The sequence below is a fragment of the Pseudomonas sp. GW821-FHT09D08 genome, from assembly GCF_059416305.1.
Genome location: NZ_JBWKOX010000022.1, coordinates 39,253 through 57,455 on the forward strand (window position 1 = coordinate 39,253; position 18,203 = coordinate 57,455).

General features: G+C 62.2%; 18 protein-coding genes. 7 read left to right on the plus strand and 11 right to left on the minus strand.

Translation table 11 applies throughout. The annotated features are described in order from the left end of the window. Positions 1-59: 59 nt before the first annotated feature. A complete protein-coding gene (locus AC07OP_RS26905; RefSeq protein WP_495102762.1) occupies positions 60-971 on the minus strand; it encodes a DMT family transporter in 912 nt (303 codons plus the stop codon). Between the two features lie 138 nt (positions 972-1,109). Here AC07OP_RS26905 and AC07OP_RS26910 point away from each other — a divergent pair, with 138 nt between their 5' ends. Next, on the plus strand, positions 1,110-1,982 hold the full coding sequence (locus AC07OP_RS26910) for a helix-turn-helix domain-containing protein (protein WP_495102763.1): 873 nt from the start codon (positions 1,110-1,112) through the stop codon (positions 1,980-1,982). Here AC07OP_RS26910 and AC07OP_RS26915 read toward each other — a convergent pair. The 8 genes from AC07OP_RS26915 to AC07OP_RS26950 all read right to left on the minus strand — a co-directional run bounded on the left by AC07OP_RS26915 (position 1,979) and on the right by AC07OP_RS26950 (position 12,424). Further along, complete coding sequence (locus AC07OP_RS26915) at positions 1,979-4,480, minus strand: LuxR C-terminal-related transcriptional regulator (RefSeq protein ID WP_495102764.1); 2,502 nt, start codon at positions 4,478-4,480, stop codon at positions 1,979-1,981. The two genes, AC07OP_RS26910 and AC07OP_RS26915, sit on opposite strands and share 4 nt — an antisense overlap. A gap of 243 nt (positions 4,481-4,723) precedes the next feature. Then, positions 4,724-6,082 (minus strand): DUF1329 domain-containing protein, encoded by a 1,359-nt coding sequence (locus AC07OP_RS26920; protein WP_065939021.1) that lies wholly within the window; start codon positions 6,080-6,082, stop codon positions 4,724-4,726. Positions 6,083-6,111: 29 nt separating this feature from the next. Continuing rightward, the gene (locus AC07OP_RS26925; RefSeq protein ID WP_081744486.1) at positions 6,112-7,893 is read right to left on the minus strand and encodes a DUF1302 domain-containing protein; all 1,782 of its coding nucleotides are present in this window, start codon (positions 7,891-7,893) and stop codon (positions 6,112-6,114) included. Positions 7,894-8,374: 481 nt separating this feature from the next. After that, the gene (locus AC07OP_RS26930; protein ID WP_074847598.1) at positions 8,375-9,286 is read right to left on the minus strand and encodes an SDR family oxidoreductase; all 912 of its coding nucleotides are present in this window, start codon (positions 9,284-9,286) and stop codon (positions 8,375-8,377) included. Positions 9,287-9,523: 237 nt separating this feature from the next. Further along, positions 9,524-10,426, minus strand: coding sequence for an alpha/beta fold hydrolase (locus AC07OP_RS26935; protein ID WP_027607632.1), 903 nt, complete (start codon positions 10,424-10,426; stop codon positions 9,524-9,526). Beyond that, positions 10,426-11,208 (minus strand): class II aldolase/adducin family protein, encoded by a 783-nt coding sequence (locus tag AC07OP_RS26940; protein WP_495102765.1) that lies wholly within the window; start codon positions 11,206-11,208, stop codon positions 10,426-10,428. The genes AC07OP_RS26935 and AC07OP_RS26940 overlap by 1 nt, the downstream gene beginning before the upstream one ends. Positions 11,209-11,361: 153 nt before the next feature. Further along, a complete protein-coding gene (locus AC07OP_RS26945; RefSeq protein ID WP_027607634.1) occupies positions 11,362-12,048 on the minus strand; it encodes an LrgB family protein in 687 nt (228 codons plus the stop codon). Further along, positions 12,038-12,424, minus strand: a complete 387-nt coding sequence (locus tag AC07OP_RS26950) for a CidA/LrgA family protein (RefSeq protein WP_098480092.1) — start codon at positions 12,422-12,424, stop codon at positions 12,038-12,040. Before AC07OP_RS26950 ends, AC07OP_RS26945 begins: the two co-directional genes overlap by 11 nt. Positions 12,425-12,522: 98 nt before the next feature. Here AC07OP_RS26950 and AC07OP_RS26955 point away from each other — a divergent pair, with 98 nt between their 5' ends. Beyond that, complete coding sequence (locus AC07OP_RS26955) at positions 12,523-13,419, plus strand: LysR family transcriptional regulator (RefSeq protein WP_495102766.1); 897 nt, start codon at positions 12,523-12,525, stop codon at positions 13,417-13,419. On the opposite strand, the gene AC07OP_RS26960 is transcribed toward AC07OP_RS26955, so the two are convergent. Then, a complete protein-coding gene (locus tag AC07OP_RS26960) occupies positions 13,400-13,855 on the minus strand; it encodes a flavodoxin (RefSeq protein WP_027607637.1) in 456 nt (151 codons plus the stop codon). The genes AC07OP_RS26955 and AC07OP_RS26960 overlap by 20 nt on opposite strands. A 129-nt stretch (positions 13,856-13,984) precedes the next feature. On the opposite strand from AC07OP_RS26960, the gene AC07OP_RS26965 reads away from it, so the two are divergent. Beyond that, positions 13,985-14,452 (plus strand): PAS domain-containing protein, encoded by a 468-nt coding sequence (locus AC07OP_RS26965; protein WP_495102767.1) that lies wholly within the window; start codon positions 13,985-13,987, stop codon positions 14,450-14,452. Positions 14,453-14,511: 59 nt separating this feature from the next. After that, positions 14,512-15,117, plus strand: coding sequence for a hypothetical protein (locus AC07OP_RS26970; RefSeq protein WP_027607639.1), 606 nt, complete (start codon positions 14,512-14,514; stop codon positions 15,115-15,117). A 2-nt stretch (positions 15,118-15,119) separates the two neighbouring features. On the opposite strand, the gene AC07OP_RS26975 is transcribed toward AC07OP_RS26970, so the two are convergent. Continuing rightward, positions 15,120-16,079, minus strand: coding sequence for a MerR family transcriptional regulator (locus AC07OP_RS26975; protein WP_495102768.1), 960 nt, complete (start codon positions 16,077-16,079; stop codon positions 15,120-15,122). Positions 16,080-16,293: 214 nt separating this feature from the next. Between AC07OP_RS26975 and AC07OP_RS26980 the strand changes: the two genes are divergently transcribed. Genes AC07OP_RS26980 through folE form a run of 3 tightly spaced genes read left to right on the plus strand, consistent with a single transcriptional unit; the run spans position 16,294 to position 18,203 of the window. After that, positions 16,294-16,854, plus strand: a complete 561-nt coding sequence (locus AC07OP_RS26980) for an antibiotic biosynthesis monooxygenase (protein ID WP_065939011.1) — start codon at positions 16,294-16,296, stop codon at positions 16,852-16,854. Positions 16,855-16,911: 57 nt separating this feature from the next. Beyond that, entirely contained in the window at positions 16,912-17,622 is a 711-nt protein-coding gene (gene folM / locus AC07OP_RS26985; protein WP_027607642.1) for a dihydromonapterin reductase, read from the plus strand. Positions 17,623-17,642: 20 nt separating this feature from the next. After that, complete coding sequence (gene folE, locus AC07OP_RS26990) at positions 17,643-18,203, plus strand: GTP cyclohydrolase I FolE (protein ID WP_495102769.1); 561 nt, start codon at positions 17,643-17,645, stop codon at positions 18,201-18,203.

Here is an 18,203-nt window from a genome sequence, read left to right on the forward strand (position 1 = left end):
CAACTCGGTCAAATGTGAGAAATGCAGGAAATGTGGGAGGGAGCTTGCCCCCTCCCACACTAGACCTGCTTTGCCTGAAGGATCGGATTCACCGGCTGAGCCACCTTAGGCTTACGAAACACCAACACATTCCCCAGCATCACCAGTACCAACCCCGCCAACGCCGGCGCGGTCCACTGGTAGCCTTCGGCAAACGCCGACACATTCAGCGCCACCACCGGGAACAGCACCGTGCAATACGCCGCACGCTCCGGTCCCATGCGCCCGACCAAGGTCAGGTACGCGGTAAAACCGATCACCGAACCCGGAATCACCAGGTACCACAACGCACCGATGTAACGTGCGCTCCAGTCCATCTCAAACGGAATGCCGCGCACCACGCAGTAGGTCGCCAGCATCAACGAACCATACAACATGCCCCAGGCATTCGTGGTCAACGGCCTCAAACCGGCCTTCTGCTGCAGGCTCGAGAGCATATTGCCCGCCGAGAAACACATCGTCCCCAGCAACGCCAACCCCAACCCCAGCAAGGTCTGCGGACTGGCGGCATGCCCCACCAGCTCCGGCCAGAACAGCAGGCCCAAGCCGGCCAAGCCCAGGCCACCGCCCATCAACACATTGCGTGCCACCCGCTGGCCGAAAAACACCCGGGCGTTCAGCGCATTCCACAGCGTGGCCGTGGAAAACACCACCGCCACCAGGCCGCTGGGGATCCATTGGCTGGCCGTGAGAAAGCACATGAAGTTGACACAGAAAAGGCACAGCCCCTGGGCCAGGCAGATGAGGTGCCCGCGCCGGTTCATCACCTGCAACTTGCGACTGACCAGCAACAACGCAAACAACACCAGGGCCGCCAGGCCGAAGCGGTAGACGATGGACACGGGAATCGCCACCACGCCCAATTGCCATTTGAGGGCGATCCAGGTGGTGCCCCAGATCAGCACGGTGAGTAAATACAGGGAAAGGTTCATAGCGGGCTCCATCGATTGAGCCACAGTGTCGCCTTCAACCCGGGCAAGGCTCTTGCACAATCTTGCGCTTTTGTCGGGCGATGGGATCACAGCGCCAGCCTCGCGGAGTAGGATGCAAGGCGTCGGAGAACACACACCATGCCAGACCTGGAATCCCTGCAAGTCTTCCAAGCCCTTAACCGCTCGCCCAACGCACGCCTGGAAGCCTGCGCCGAGCTCGGTGACGGCTTGTCCGCAGCCTTGTGGAGCAACCATCACGATTCCCAGGACTACCAGGCGCCCAGCCATCACACCTTGTCCTGCTATGTCGGTGGCGGCACCGGCACGTTTCGGCGCGACCGTCCGGGCACCAAGGGCGGCCCCGACAAGCTGTGCATCCTGCCTGCCGAGCACCAATCGGCCTGGGTGATCAACGGTGAAATCCGCCTGGCCCACGTGTATTTCAGCCCGGAACAATTTGCCCTGGGCTGCGTTACCCTGCTTGACCGCGAACCGCGCACGCTGGAGCTGCGGGAAAGTACCTTCCTGGAAGACCAGCGCCTGGCCCGACGCTTCCACCAGTTGATCGCCCTCAACTGGGATGAACCCGCCGAACGCCTGCTCACCAGCAGCCTCGCCCATGAAATGCTCAGCCACACCCTGCTCAGCCAGGTGGGCGCCCGCGAAGGCCTGCGGTTGAAAGGCGGGCTGGCCGCCTACCAACGACGGTTGCTGGTGGACTACATCGACCAGCACCTGGAAGACCCCATCAGCCTTGGGCAACTGGCTGGGTTGTGCGCGTTGTCGGAGTACCATTTCGCCCGGATGTTTCGCCAAAGTTTCGGCCTGCCGCCCCATCAGTACCTGCTGGCGCGCCGGCTGACCCGCGCGCAGAGCCTGCTGCGTGGCGGCGCCCTGCCGTTGGGCGAGATTGCCCTGCTGTGCGGTTTTTCCAGCGCCAGCCACTTTACCCATCGCTTCCGCCAGGCCATGGGCGCCACGCCCGGCGACTACCGTCAGGCGTTCATCTAAACCATCAGGCCCAAGGTCTTGGCCTTGGCCACCGCCTGGGTACGCCGCTCTACGCCGAGCTTGCTGTGAATGCGCCGCGCATGGGTCTTGACGGTGTGCAGGGAGATAAACAGGCGGTCGGCAATCTCCAGGTTGGAACTGCCGAGGGCGATCAGTTGCAGCACTTCCAGTTCGCGCTGGCTCAAGGGGTTTTCCACCGTGCCCGGGGTTGATGCCTGAGGTTCCAGGCCCAGCTCACTCAGCAGTCCCGGCGCGCGTAGACGCAATTCGCGAATCGCTTGCTGCACCTGGCAACGCGCCGCCAGCTCCAGGCCGGCTTGCAGCGAGCGGCGCGCCAAGGCCGGATCACCCAACTGCCAGGCGACTTCGCCCAGCACCAGGTGCAGTTCGATTTCCAGGCACAGCATGCCGCGCTGATGGGTGGCTTGCAGCAAGGCGTGGAGCCGTTCCAGCGGTTGCTCGGCGCAGCCCAGCTTCACCTCCGCCAGCACCAACAGGTATTCAAGACGCGGGATCAGTTCCAGGGTCGCCGGCGGTGCTTGTTTGGCCTGGGGCCCACGGAAGTGACGCAGCACGCGGCGCACCGCTTCCACGGTCAATTCGGCGCGCCCCTGCTGCAACCAGAAATGCCCGCTGACCAACAGCAGCACCGCGCGGTACACCGTGTCCGGCACCTGGCGTTGCTGCATCAGCCGCTCGGCCTCACGCAACTGGACAAAGGCCTGGGCGTAATCGCCACGGTTGGCAGCCAACAGTGCCAGGCCGAGAAAGCCGTAGAGCACGCGCTTGTCCTGGCTGTGCAGGCACATCTTCAAGCCCGTGTCGAAACACTCGGCGGCCAGGCTGTCCTGGCCCTGGCGCAAGGCCAGGTGCCCGCGCCGCAAGGCGATACGCCCCACCAAGGGGCCGGCCTTGAGCCGCTGCTCAAGTAACATGGCCTGTACATTTTCCAGCAGGCTCTGGGCCCGGTACGGGGCACCGCGCTGTTCCAGCAGTTGAGCGTGATCCAGCTCAAGCAGCGCCTCCAGCAACAACGAACCCTGGGCGCGCGCCAGGCACAGCGCTTCGCGGTTCAGGCTTTGGGCCACGTCCAATTCGCCGCGCAACAAGGCTTGCTGGGTCAGGCCCGACAGGCACATCAGCCGCGAGGTCCACGCGCTGTCGGGCAAGGCCTGCAGCGCCTCCAGAAAATGCAGGCGCGAGCCCTCGGCATCGCCGCCCAGGTGCAGCAGCCAGCCCCATTGCGCCTGCCAGCGCGCCAATAAATACCGCTGCTGCGCCGCCGTCGGTTGCGGGGCAAACCGGGCCAGTTGATCGATGCACACCGCTGCCTGCTCGAAGCGCCCGGCAAACAGCAACGCCGCCGTCACCAGCCCCACCAGTTGTGCCGAGCCGAGCATCAACTCATCGCCATGCTGCTCATGCAGGTGCAACAGCAAGACGGCGTTCTGCTGGCGGAACAGGTCCTCGAAACTGAAATGCTGCAACAGGCTCACTGCCATTTCATATTCTTCGGCCAGCAGCGCCTGTTCGAAGGCGGCCTGCCAGTCCTGTTCGGCGCAGAACCATTGGCAGGCGCGGCGATGCCAGGAGCGTTTGGCCGGCCAGGGCTCGTTTTGCATCAACTGCGCCAGGGGCGGAAAAACCTGCAGCCAGTCGGTGTCTTCCCACGGCTGGATAAAGGCGCCGAGCACCTGCAGATCCCTCAGGTACTGGTCACCGTCACCCGCGCCGAACAAGTGCTCGCACAGGCCGGCGTTGAAGCGCGGCAGATGGGCCAGCACGCGCCAGGCCTCCGCCAGCTCCGGCGGCAATGTGCTGAACAGTTCGTGTTGCAGGTAGTCGAGCAAGGTCTTGTCGGGGTGCCCATCCCCCAGCAGGGCGATGCGCACGCCCGCGCACCAACCGGCGCTGAACTGCTGCACGCTGTCGACCGAATGCCCGGGGGCATGGCTGAGCAGTTGCTGGATTTCCCCAGGGCTGAAGGCCAGTTCGGCGCCACATTCGAGCAACTCATCGTCGAGCAGCAGGCGCGGCCAGTTGCACGCCGGTCGCCGCCGTGCGCCCAGCCACCAGGTCAGGGCCGGGCTGCTGGCGGTGAGCAGGCGGTCGAGCAAGGCGTCGGTGTCGGGCGTGGGCAAGCGGCAAAAATCATCGAGGAACAGCCACGCCGAGGCCTGCCAGCGGCTAAGGTCGAGCAGCAAGGTGGTTTCATCGGTAAACGTCAGGCCCAGGTTTTGCGCCAGCCGCAGGCACAGATCGAGGGGGCTGAGCACCGCGCCATTGAGGGGCAACCAGTACACCTGGCAACCCGCTGGCGCCTGCAACGCACATTCGGCGAGCAGTGCGCTCTTGCCACTGCCGCCGGGGGCGCAGAGTAATTTGACCCTGGCCTGGTCCGTCAGCAACGGCTCGGCCAGGCGTGGGCGCAGCAGATGGTGAGCGGACAGCCGGGGCATGAATCCAGGACGGTCCAGGCAGCGTGTCATGGCAGTCATTGCTGCATCCTGCTTTTTTATTGTTATGCAACCTGGTGCTTACCCTAGTCCTGTGGCGGGTGGTTGTTGAAGAAGTATTCAGCACAATGATTGAAGGCCATGCACAGAACCCCATGTGTACAAAACCCACTGTGGGAGGGGGCTTGCCCCCGATGAGGGACTGTCAGTCACTGGATTGGTTGACTGATACACCGCCATCGGGGGCAAGCCCCCTCCCACATTTGATTGCATTTCATATTGGGATCAGCGCACGCCTTCAGCCCTCAACGCCGCCGGGGTGTAGTCCGCTGCCTTGGCCGCAAAGCCGAACACGAAGCTGCTCTTCTCCTCGTTCTTCATGCCCAGTGCGATGTAGCGCCCGGCAATGATGTCGTACAGGGTCTCGACGGTGTAGGCCGGCACCTGGTGGTCGTAGTAGAACTGCGCATGGCCTTCGGCGACGCGCCACAGTTGGCCACGACCGTCGTAGTGATCCACCAGCGCGACTTGCCAGCTGTCTTCGTCGATGTACATGTGGCGCTTGGCGTAGATGTGCCGCTCGCTCGGCTTGACCGTGCCGACCACTTCCCACACGCGGTGCAGTTCGTAACGGGTCAGGTCCTGGTTGATATGACCGGCCTTGATGATGTCGTCGTACTTGAGCGACGGCGAATCGAGCTTGTAGCTGTTGTAGGGGATGTACATCTCTTTCTTGCCCACCAGCTTCCAGTCATAGCGGTCGGGGGCGCCGGAGAACATGTCGAAGTTGTCGGTGGTGCGCAGGCCGTCGGACGCGGTGCCCGGGCCGTCATAGGACACTTGCGGCGCGCGGCGCACGCGGCGCTGGCCGGCGTTGTAGATCCAGGCCAGGCGTGGCTCCTTCACCTGGTCGAGGGTCTCGTGCACCAGCAGTACGTTGCCCGCCAGGCGTGCCGGGGCGGTCACCGATTGCTTGAAATAGCTCAGCACGTTGGCCGCCTTGGCCTGGTCGATATCGGGAATCGCCTGGGGCACCGCCACTTCCTCCTCGAAGCGGATCGGCGTGTAGCTGCCATTGGTCTGCGGGGTGGCCTGGGTGATGATGCGGCGCAGGTTGCCGCCGTGGTAACGGGTGATGTGGTTCCACAGCACTTCCACGCCATTCTTGGGAATCGGGAACGCGTAGTAACGGTTGCCGGTGAAGTTTTCCAGGCCGTTGCCGTCGTTGATCGTCTTGACGTTCAGCGCGCTGCGCTTGATCGACTCGTAGATATCCGGTGGCAGGTTGACCGTACGGTGGCTCGGGTACACCGGGATCTTGTAGGTCTCGGGGTAGCGCTTGAACATCGCCACCTGGCCGTCGGAGAGTTTGTCCTTGTACTTGTCCACCGTGGCGGCGGTGATCACGAACAGCGGTTTTTCATTGGCGAACGGGTCGGCGAGGAAGCCTTTGCTGTCTATCGCGCCAGCGTTTTTCGGGATACCGCCGGTCCACGCCGGGATCGAGCCATCGGCGTTGCCGGCTTTTTCGGCGCCGACCGGTGTCAGGGTGGTGCCCAGCTTGGCCGCCTCTTCCGGCGACACCGCCGCCATCACGTGGGAAGCCAACAGGCTGAGGGCCAATACTGCAATTGTCTTACGCATGGATTCTTGTCCTTCTTTTTTAAGCCAAATCAGAAGTTCACGCCGAAGCTGAGGGCGAGGAAGTCGCGGTCGGTCAAGGTGTTGTAGTCGCCGCCAAAGAAGTCGGTGTAACTGAGGCTGGCGGTGTAGGTGCTGCGATAGTCCGCATCCACGCCGACGCTGATGGCCTTGGCGCCTTTATTGAAGATCCCGTTGGGCCCGTAGCCGGCCACGTCATGGGACCAGGACAGGTTGGGCTTGAGGTTCACCCCGGCAATCGCATTGTTGTAGTCGAGGATCGCCCGCGCGCGGTAGCCCCAGGAGGTGGAGGTGACGAAACCGTCGGTGTCACCCTGGAAACCATAGGCGCCGTACACCGAGTCGCGGCCGTAACGCAGCTTGGATTTATCCTCCAGGCCGGCCACATGCACCACGGCCGCTTCGCCCACCAGGGTCAAGCGTTCAGCGCCCAGCACCTGGTCGAAGAACTGAGTCATGGTGCTTTGGATCTGGGTGATTTCCTTGCGGCGGTAGCCCTTGTTGTCGGCGCCGAAGGAGGAACGGATCGGCGATGCCGCATTGCCGGCAATCGGGTTGATCAGGGCCAGGGTCAAGTCAGTGGTGTTGAGCTGCACCGGTGCATTCGGGCGGTAGCTGATCTCGCCGGTCCACGCCGTGCCGGTGGGCAAGGTGGTGGAGAAACTGGCGCCGAACAGGCGGATGTCTTCCGGATAGTCGAGGTAGTACTGGCCACGGCCGAGCATGGTGCTCTGGGCCAGGGCCGAACCGAAGCCCGCCGGAGCGGCCGCCGCGATACCACCGATGGTCGCCAGATTGGTGTTGGCGGTAATCGTGCCCACAGTCGGGGTGCGGCTGTGGTAGTTCATGAAGTACAGGCCGTACTCCGTGTCATCGCCCAGCCAGCGCAAGGCTGCGCCGAATTGGCCGGAGTCCCGTGCATCGCGATCACCGGCACGCTGCACCACCACACCTTCGCGGGTCACCACAAAGCCTTGGCCGCGAGCCGCTGCGATCGGTTGGAGCGGTGCAATCGCCGGACTACCCACCGTGTAGTTGCCGGTGCAGCCATCCGCCGCCACGTCATTGCCAAAGAAGGTGCCGCAGTTATCCAGCACCGTCTGATCCCACTCCAGCTGGTAGAAGCCTTCCACGGTCAGTTGGTTGGTCAGGCTCTGGGACGCGAACAGCATGTTGACCGGGATCAGCCCTTCCTTGATCTCGGCACCGGGCCGACGGAACGCCGACACGTCAATCGGGTTGATGCTGTTGATGGAGTTGCCGATGAAGGTACTTTCGCCCCAACTGACCACCTGCTTGCCTGCGCGCACGGTGCCCGGCAGGTCGCCCAGGGAGTAGTTGTGGTAGACGAACGCATCGAGGATCTGCGCGCCGCTGGACTTGGCGCCTTCCTTGCGGTTGTGGTCACTGATCTGCTTGAACTCGCGGTCTTCGTCCTTGAGTTCGAAGTCGTACCAGTACTTGCCGCGCACGAACACACCGGTGTCGCCGTACTTCAGCTCCAGGTCATGCAGGCCTTTGAAGATCTTGGAGAAGGTCTCGCCCTTCTTGAAGTTGAGACGCCCGTCATCCCCCGTGGAAGCCTGCCCCGTGCCGCCATTGACGGTGCCCACGAGTTTTTTATCGGCATCGCGCATGCCCCAGCTCGAGCCGACCGACAGCGAGGAGTCGAATTGCCCTTCGATCTCGCCAATGTTGAAGGAAACAGCCTGTGCCTGGGCACAGCAACCCAACGCAACCGCAGCGGCCAGCGCCTGTGGCGTGAAGATGGCGCGCATTGTTGTTTTTGTCATGCGTCTTCCCCGGTGAGTGACAGAAGGCCTCACCCTACTGCCGCGCATCAGGAGCGATAAGCGCACCAAGGAGGGATTCGCTCTATCGCTCGAAAGGATGACAAGCCGCTCTGGCCGGGGTGCGGGCGGGCCCATGGATTGGGTGGATGGCGGGTTATCAGGGGAATGGATGGCTTGCCCTGAAACTGTTGCGCTTTCAGTAACAGTCCTTGTCATGAATCGGGATTACTCATTTTGTAACAACCGACTATTCTTGCCTGGCTTTCAGGGCAGACAGCCCGCTTCCCCTCGGGAAGAACAGCCAGACTTGAATGGATTGATGCCTGTTTTCAATCTGTTACCCGTGTTCACTGACGTTGATTTGTCGCTCCTTGATCCAACGTCTGACTTCAGCCGCTGCGTTTGCAGCGGCTTTTTTTTGCCTGAAATAAAACGGGGCGCCATCAGCGCCCCGTGGGATTCAAGCTTTTTCAAGCAACGATCACAGGCTGTACTTCTGCAAGTTCGCCATCATCTCCTTCAGCGCTTCGATGTTGTCGTTGGGGTGGGCTGCGCCTTCAAAGTCGCAGATCTGCGCCCAATGCGCCGCCACGTCATCGGGGGAGAACCCGGCTTCAGGGTCGAAGCCCACGCCCAGGCTGCGTTCCCAGCGGGTCTTGCCGATCCAGCCACCACCCACCTCGAACAGCCCGGACGTTTCCTGGCACGCTTCGCTGCCCAGGTACACCACCAGCGGGCTGACCAGTTCCGGCTTGAGGCGCTCGAACACTTGCGGCGGGATCAGGCCTTCGGTCATGCGCGTACCGCCGGTGGGGGCAATCGCATTGACCAGGATGTTGTTCTTGCGCCCTTCCAGGGCCAGGGTGCGGGTCAGGCCGTACAGCCCGAGCTTGGCCATACCGTAATTGGACTGGCCGAAATTGCCGTAGATGCCCGAGGTGGACGCGGTGAAGATCACCCGGCCATAACCTTGCTCACGCAGGTGAGGCCAGGCGGCGCGGGTGACTTTGTAGGCACCTTCGACATGCACGCGGTAAACCAGGTCCCAGTCGGCGTCGTCCATTTTGTGGAAGGTTTTGTCACGCAGGATGCCGGCGTTGTTGACCACTACGTCGATGCGGCCGAAAACGTCGAGGGCGTTCTGGACGATCTTGTCACCGTCGGTGACAGAGTCATGGTTGGCCTCGGCGACACCACCCGCAGCACGAATCTCGGCGACCACCCGGTCGGCGGCGGAGGCATTGGCGCCCTCGCCCTGGGTAGAACCGCCGAGGTCGTTGACCAGGACCTTGGCCCCGTGCCTGGCGAACAGCAGCGCATGGGCCCGGCCCAATCCGCCGCCGGCACCGGTGACGATCACGACCTTATCCTGGAACTGCACTGACTCACTCATACCAAACTCCGCTGGCGACAATGGGAATGGTTCGAGTGTCCGGCAACGCGCCTGCGGTCACAATAAATACGGCGGAGGCTGAATGGTGCTCGATAAGGCTGGGGGATGATGACTCGTCTCTCTGTAGGAGCGAGCTTGCTCGCGAAAAATCCCAGAGCGCCGCGTGGTGTCAGGATTCCCACGTTATCGTTGACGATTTTCGCGAGCAAGCTCGCTCCTACAGAAAAGGATTCGGGATCAGGAATAGGCCACTTGCGAGGCCGGCTGCCCGAGCCGATCACGAAAGGCCTGGTAGTGCCTGAGCACCTGCACCGGCGCCTCGATCTGCGGGTAGTGGCCGATATTGGCCAGCAACACCGTGTCGGCGTCGGGCACCAGTTGCTGGTAACGCTCGACCATATGCGCGCCGGAGATCGGGTCCACTTCGCCGTCGATCACCCGCAACGGCACTTCGCCGCGCTGCATCGCGCCGACCCAGCGATCACGCAGGCGACGGCGCTGGGGGACGTAGGCGATCAGTTTGTGCAGGATGCGCGTGCCGCCGTTGGCATTGATCAGGCTCCAGAAATCATCCAGGGCACTTTCACTGGGGCGGGTGTCGGGGCCGAATATCTGGCCGAAACTATCAGACAAGGCACTGCGCCCAAAGGCGCGGCCGATCATCCAGCCCAAGGGGCTGAGCAAGAGTTTTTGCACCAGCGCCAGGCGATGGGTTTCGGGGAACAACCCGCCATTGAGGAACACACAGCTGGCCATCTCAAACCGGCCTTCGTAGTGCCGGGCCAGGAGTTCCTGGGCGACGCTGTCACCATAGTCATGGGCCAACACATGCACCGGCTGTTCCACCCGCAGGTGTTCGAGCAGGGCCTGTTGCAAGTCCGCCTGCTCCAGCAGGCAATAATCGTGGTCCAGCGGCTTGGCCGAGTCACCGAAGCCGAGCATGTCGCAGGCGATCACCAGGTGCCGCTGGGCCAGGGGTTGCCAGAGGTAATGCCAGTCCCAACTGGCCGTGGGGAAGCCATGGATCAGCAGCAGCGGTTCGCCCTGCCCGGCCACCCAATAGCGAAGGGTACGGCCGCGAAAGACGAAATCCTGGCCACGCTTGCGCCAGACTCTGAGCGGGATTTCGGCGAGTGGCATCAGCGGTTATACCCTGGGTCTTGCAGGTCCAATTTGCGCAGCAAGGCCGGCCAGGCCAGCGCGCCGCCCATGCCTTGGGCGCTCTTTGTAACAGCCGCCACCATCGCCTTGGCACCGGCAAGAATCTGCGGCCCGATGGCGATCAATTCGGCGCCGCCGCTCTGCGCCAGCACCTGAATATCGCAGGCACGCTGGAAGGTGAACATCATCAGAAAGGTGTCGGCAATGGTACTGCCGCAGGTCAGCAGGCCATGGTTGTGCAGCATCAGGAAATTGCTATCCCCGAGGTCGGCCTGCAGGCGGGCTTTTTCTTCGTGGTTCAAGGCCACGCCTTCGTAGGCGTGGTAGGCCAGGCTCGACAGCACGAAAAGCGATTGCTGGCTGATGGGCAACACGCCCTGCTTCTGCGCAGCGACGGCCACACCCGCAGCCGTGTGGGTGTGCAGCACGCACGTCACATCATGGCGAACTTCATGGATGGCACTGTGGATGGTGTAGCCCGCCGGATTGATGTCGTAGGGGCTGTCCATCAGTTTGTTGCCGGCCAGGTCGACCTTGACCAGGCTCGACGCGGTGATCTCGTGGAACATCAGCCCGTAGGGGTTGATCAGGAAGTCATCGGTGTCCGGCACCTTGGCCGAGATATGGGTGAAGATCAGGTCATCCCAGCCATGCAGCGCCACCAGGCGATAACAGGCCGCCAGGTCGACGCGGGTCTGCCATTCGGCAGCGCTGACCTGGTCTTTGACATTCTGCGGCGATAGAACGGGGGCTAGGCTCACGGCGATGACCTCCTTGGCGCACTGTCTTATTGTTGTTTTTTTGTGTGATGGGCCAGTCTAGTCAGACCTCATGGCCGCCGGAGTTGCCTTGGCAGCCAGCTTGATGACCGAGCGGGTCAGTTCAGAGAATAGTTGAAGTTTGTTTAAAGCGCGTCATAGAAGCGCCGCCAGAAAAGGCACGGCAAACAGGTTGAGCAAACCCGTCAACACCATCACCAGACCGGCGACCGAGCCCTCTTCGCCCCCCACTTCATGGGCGCGGCTGACACCCGCACCGTGGGCGCCCACGCCAAACAACGCGCCACGTGCCAGGGGTGTCCGCAGCGGCAGCCATTTGAGCAATACACCACCTAGCATGGCGCCGAACACACCGGTGAACATCACAAACACCGCCGTCAGCTCCGGCACGCCACCCAGGTCGGAAGACACCGGCATGGCGAACGGTGTGGTGATCGAGCGCGGCACCAGCGACATCGTCACCGCGCTGTCCAACGCCAGCGCCTTCGCCAGGCCGAACGAAGTCGCGATCGACGCCACGCTGCCCGCCATCATGCCCAGCAGCAACGCCGGCCAGTGCCGCGCCAGCAATCGGCGTTGCTGCCAGATCGGCACAGCAAACGCCACAGTCACCGGGCCCAGTACCAGCATCAGCCAGTGGGTGTCGGTGGCGTATTCGGCATAGGCGGTGTGCATCGGCAAGGCCACCGCCAGCAACAGTGCCGGCACCAGGATCAGCGGCGACAGCAGGTAGCGCCCGGTACGCCGGTAGAGCCAGCGGCTGAACACGTAGGCGCCCAGGGTCAAGGCGAGCCAGAACACCGGCATCAGCTCAAGCTTCATGGCGCAACCTCCAGCGGCACACCGCTTCTACCGTAAACGCCGTGACCAGCATCACCGCCAGCGTGCTGAAGCCGATCACCAACAGGATGCGCCAGCCATCGTTGCGCAGCAGGCCACCGTAATCGAGCAGGCTCATCAGGGCCGGGATGAAGAACAGCAGCATCTCGGCCATCAACACCCCGGCGCCCAATTGCAGTGCCGCCGGTTTGACCAGGCCGCTGGCGAACGTTGCCAGCAACAGGCCCAGGCCCACCACGCCACCGGGAATGGGCCAAGCTAGCCAGCTCGCCAACTGGGTGCCCAGCAGATAAATCGCGAGCAGTACGACCAGTTCAGTCAGCAAACGGCCAAGGTGTTTGAAGGGAAAACGTTTCATGGGCTTTGGGTCCTCGCAGGCCCCCATTTTAGAGTGCGGCCTTCCATCCCCACAGCGAATTGTTAGACTGCCAACCATTCCAAACTGGAATCAGGCCGATGGAATTCAAACAGCTGCGCAGCTTTGTCGAAGTGATCCACCGAGGGGGCTTTACCCAGGCGGGGAAAACCCTGCATATCAGCCAGTCCGCCGTCAGCAAACAGGTGGCGCAACTGGAGCAAAGCCTTGGCACACCGCTGCTCGACCGCATCGGCTCGCAGACCCGCCTGACCGCCGCCGGCCAGGTCGTACTGCAACGCGCCGAAGCCATGTTGCGCCTGCAAACCGAACTGCTGAGCGAGCTGGACGATATGCAGCAGCTCACCCGCGGCGAGTTGCGCCTGGGCCTGCCGCTGCTGGCGGGTGACACGCTGTTCGCCGGGTTGTTTGCCGAGTACCGCCGGCGCTACCCGAACGTCATCATCCAGTTGCTGGAGGGCGGCAGCCGCAATATCGAACAGGCCATCCTGAGCGGTGAGCTGGAAGTGGGCGGCAGCTTGAAACCCAATGACCCGGCGTTTGCCTGGCAAGCCTTTTGCGATGAACCCCTGGACGCACTGCTGCCGATTGACCATCCCCTGGCGGACAACGCCCAGGTGCGCCTCGAGGAATTGGCGGACACACCGTTCCTGATGTACCAGCGCAGCTTTGTGCTTAACGACCGCCTGATGCAGGCGTGTCAGCAGTTGGGTTTTACCCCGAAGGAAATCGGCCGCAGCGGCCAGGCGGATTTCCTCGCAGCCTTGGTGGCCGCCGGCCAAGGCGTGGTGCTGCTGCCCAGCGTGGTCGCCCGTGGGCTGGTGCGACCTGGGGTGGTGCGCCTGACGTTGAAGGCGCCCGACTACCTGCGCTGGGACATTGCCTTTATCTGGCGTGAGGGCGCCTACCTGTCGAGAGCCGCCCAGGCCTGGCTGGCGTTGTTACGCGAGTTTCCGGTCAAGCGCGCAGTGCAGTGACCAGCTCGGCCAGCCATGGCTCGGCGTCGGCTTCCGGGGTGACGCTTTCGCTGGCGTCCAGGCGCAGCATCGGCAGCACTTCACGCACACCCAACTCGCCGAACAGCTCGCGCATTTGCTCGCCACCGCCACAGAAGGTATCGCCGTAGCTGGCATCGCCCAGGCCGATCACTGCGCCGGGCAGGCCGCGCCAAGCGGCGGGCAGTTGGTCGCGAATGGTTGAATACAGGGGTTGCAGGTTGTCGGGCAATTCCCCCATGCCGGTGGTGGAGGTCACCGCCAGAAAGGCTTGCGGACTGAAGGCTAGTACATCCGCCAAGGTCGCACGGGGATTGTGCCAGGCCTCAAAGCCGGCCTTGTTGAGGAGGTCGGCGGCGTGGCGCGCGACTTCTTCAGCCGTGCCGTACACCGAGCCGGAAAGGATGGCGACTTTCATCAATCTGATCCTGTAGTTGAGCGAAAGCCTGGGATATTAGCAGCTGGCGCAAATATTTCGGCGCCCGCCGTGCAAGATTCAAGGCATGTCTTAAACTGCCCACTCCAACCACAAGCCATGGACCGCTCAATGATTAACGCCAAGCTGATGCAAATGGTGATCAACGCTTCCAACGACGGCATCGTCGTCGCTGAAAGAGAAGGCAAGGACAAGCCGCTGATCTACGTGAACCCTGCATTCGAACGGCTGACCGGCTACACCCTCGACGAAATCCTCTATCAGGATTGCCGCTTCCTGCAATCCGGCGACCGTGACCAGCCGGCCCTGATGGCCATCCGTGAAGCGCTGGAGAACGGCGGTGCCTGCCGGGAAACCCTGCGCAATTACCGCAAGGACGGCAGCCATTTCTGGAACGAACTGTCCCTTTCAACGGTTTACAACGCCGCGGACAAGCAGACGTATTTCGTCGGTGTACAAAAGGACGTCACGCTCCAGGTCAAGGCCCAGCAGCGTGTCGCGCAGCTGGAAAGTGAACTGGCCCAGGTCAAGGCCGAGCTGGCAGCGCTCAAAGCGACAAGCGGATTAAACAAAATTTAGAAACTGCGGCCATAACAGCGGATAATGGCACTTTAATACCTCTCCATTGAGCAAGCACGATGCAACGCAATGCGCTTCTGACCCAGGATGAGCTGGATTTCATTCAGAGCATGCAGCACAACCCGCAACTCAACCTGCGGGATGCTTCGTCGAGCCTGACCGTCAACGGCGGTGCACAGATTCGCGACTTGCTCACCCGCCTGGCCGCCCATGACCACCTCACCATCCAGGCGCAGTTCGACAACCAGCAACTGACCTTCCCCCTGCATCTGGTAGAGGATGAGTTCAATGCGGTGCATCTGCGTTTGGGGGTGCCGAGTATTTTCGAAGACGGGCCGATGATACGCCCGTGGCGCCTGGCGCTTGAAACGCCGGTGGCGCTGGAGAACATCCGCGGTGCTGCTGGCGCCCTGCGGGTGCATGAAGTGTCATTCAAGGGTGTGCTGGTGGAGATTCGCAGCCGGATCAAGCCGCCAAAAACCTTTTCCCTGTGGTTCAGCCCGTCGGGCTACGAACGCATCGCGCTGCGCGGCTCGTTCGAGCGGGAAACGGCGCGAGGTTTGTTTGCCTACCGCTTGAGCCAAAGCGACGTGGATGAAACCGAGCGCCTGCGTCAGTTCATCCTGCACCAGCACCGCCTGGTCCACCCGCACATGCATGCCTGAAATCAGGTATCCAGCGCGCCGCTGAGAAACTGTTGCAAGCGCCGCCGCATCAAGCGACCTTCATTGCCCAGGCAACCGATGGACGTGCCGGCCAGGCCGTCCTCGGCAAGATCCGACGCCGCACCTGCAAGCAGCAGCGGGCAATCCAGGGTCAACGCCAAGCGGTTCAAGCGCCCGGCAAGATCATGGTTATGCGAGTAATTGGAGAAGAGGATCAGCGCCTGTGGGTGAGTCTTCTCGCAGACCAGCGTCAACTCGTCAAACGGCTGTCCCATGCCCAGCACTTTCACGGCCAGGTCATCCCGGCTCATCAAGAGCGCCGCCACCAGCAACTCCAACTTGCGGCACTCACCCGCCATGGCCGCCAGCAATACCCGCGGCACGGTTGAAGCACACGCCAGTTGCAGGCGCTCCAGGGCACGCACTCGCAGGAAGTTGTCGAAGAACAGCCACTCGCTGGCCTGGCCGAAACGCCCCTGATGACGCAACAGCTCATTCCACAGGGGCATCAGAATGTCCTGGAACACCACGTCGAGTGGGTAGGTCGCCAGGACCTGCCCATACACACGCTCCAGTTGACGGTCATCGAAGTCGCTGACGGCCTGCATCAACCGCGCCTGCCACTGCGGCCATTCGCTTTGCTCGACGGTATCGCGCTGCGCACGAACGGCTTCGGCCTGCTGATCGTCGCGAGCAAGGATCTTGCCCACTTTGCTCACGGCCACGCCGCGCTCGATCCAATCGAGAATACGATGGACTGTCTGTATATCGGCCTTGGAATAGAGGCGATGCCCACTTTCGGTGCGCGTGGGCTGTATCAGCCCATAACGGCGCTCCCAGGCACGCAGGGTGACCGGGTTGACGCCTGTCAATCTCGAGACTTCACGGATCGGAAACAGCTCATCGGAATCAGTGGAATCCAGATGCGAAACACTTTCAAGCGGAGCAGTAATCACGGGCATTTTTGACCAAAAAAGCAACGTTAACTGGGCGCTCATTTAACGCCTTTACACCTGTCTTTTTCAAGTTTCCCGCTTTTCGGACCAATGTCGCTGGTGTATTCGGGTAAAACAGGAATAATCCTTGCCTGCTTTTTACACGTCGCTGCAACACCCCGCAGCTTCGTCTGTGCGCCACCTACACGGTCCAGTGCACCCGTACATTTGGAGATACACAATGTCTACCTCTCCCGTCACCTTGATGGTTGCGCGCCGCGTGGCCAAAGGGCGCTATGAAGAACTGATGGCCTGGCTGCGCGAAGGCGAGCAATTGGCCACCGACTTCCCCGGTTACCTGGGCTCCGGCGTGCTGGCCCCACCGCCCAATGACGATGAATTCCAGATCATTTTCCGCTTCGCCGATGAGAAGACCCTGCACGCCTGGGAGTTTTCCGCCTCACGCAGTGCGTGGTTGAGCCGTGGCAGCGATTTGTTCGCCGACCCGTCCGAGCACCGTGTACGGGGCATCGATGGCTGGTTTGGCGCAGCGGGTGCCCGTCCGCCACGCTGGAAGCAGGCGGTGGCGATCTGGCTGGCGTTTTTCCCGGTGTCGCTGCTGTTCAACTTCGTCCTGGGGCCGCTGCTCAGTGAACTCGAGCTGGGGCCACGGGTGCTGGTCAGCACAATGGCACTCACGCCCTTGATGGTGTACTGGTTCATTCCGCTGTCGACCCACCTGCTGGCGAACTGGCTGCACCCAGCGCCAGCCCCGCGCAAGGCCTCCGAAGCGGCGGCGTGAGTACAGGGGCGGCCCGTCGCTGGTATGATTTGCGCCTGCCAGCGACGCGAGCCTCCCATGACTGCAACGAACGCCCCGATCCTGATCACCGGTGCCGGCCAGCGCGTCGGCCTGCATTGCGCCGAGCGCCTGCTGGACGAAGGCCAGCCGGTGATTTTCAGCTACCGCAGCGAACGCCCCGGCGTGCAGGCCCTGCGTGAGCGTGGCGCAGTCGGCGTATTTGCCGACTTTTCCACCGAAGCCGGGATTCTCGCGTTTATCGCTGAACTGAACAGCCACACCCAAAGCCTGCGTGCGATCATCCATAACGCTTCGGCCTGGGTCGCGGAGGCGCCGGGCGACGAAAGCCGTGCCTTTACCGACATGTTCAGCGTGCACATGCTTGCGCCGTACCTGATCAACCTGCATTGTTCACCCTTGCTGCAACGCTCGACACCTGCCGACATCGTGCATATCAGCGATGACGTGGTGCGCAAGGGCAGCCGCCAGCACATCGCCTACTGCGCCACCAAGGCCGGGCTCGACAGCCTCACGCTGTCGTTCGCCGCGCAGTTTGCGCCGCTGATCAAGGTCAACGGCATCGCCCCGGCGATGGTGATGTTCAACGAAGGCGACGACGCGGCCTATCGCACCAAGGTGCTGGCCAAGTCGGCCCTGGGCATCGAGCCTGGCCCCGAGGTGATCTACCAGAGTGTGCGTTACCTGCTGGACAACCCCTATGTCACCGGTACCACCCTGACCGTCAACGGCGGGCGGCATATCAAGTAAGCCGTTTGTGAGGATGTTGTATGACCTTATCCCTGCCCCACCATTACCGCGAGATCCTCAAGGGCCTGGGCGAAGACCCGGAACGCGAAGGCTTGCTCGACACCCCCAAGCGCGCCGCCAAGGCCATGCAGTACCTGTGTCATGGCTATGAACAGAACCTCGAGGAAATCGTCAACGGCGCACTGTTCGCCTCCGACAACGACGAGATGGTGATCCTCAAGGACATCGAGCTGTATTCGCTGTGCGAGCATCACCTGCTGCCCTTTATCGGCAAGGCCCACATGGCCTATATTCCGACCGGCAGGGTGCTGGGCCTGTCGAAGCTGGCACGCATCGTCGACATGTTCGCCCGGCGCCTGCAGATCCAGGAAAACCTCACCCGGCAAATCGCCGACGCCATCCAGGACGTGACCCAGGCCGCCGGCGTGGCCGTGGTGATCGAAGCCAAGCACATGTGCATGATGATGCGCGGCGTGGAAAAACAGAATTCAACCATGAACACCTCGGTGATGCTCGGCGCGTTCCGCGAGTCGAACACCACGCGCATGGAGTTCCTGCAACTGATTGGACGGAGCAAGTAG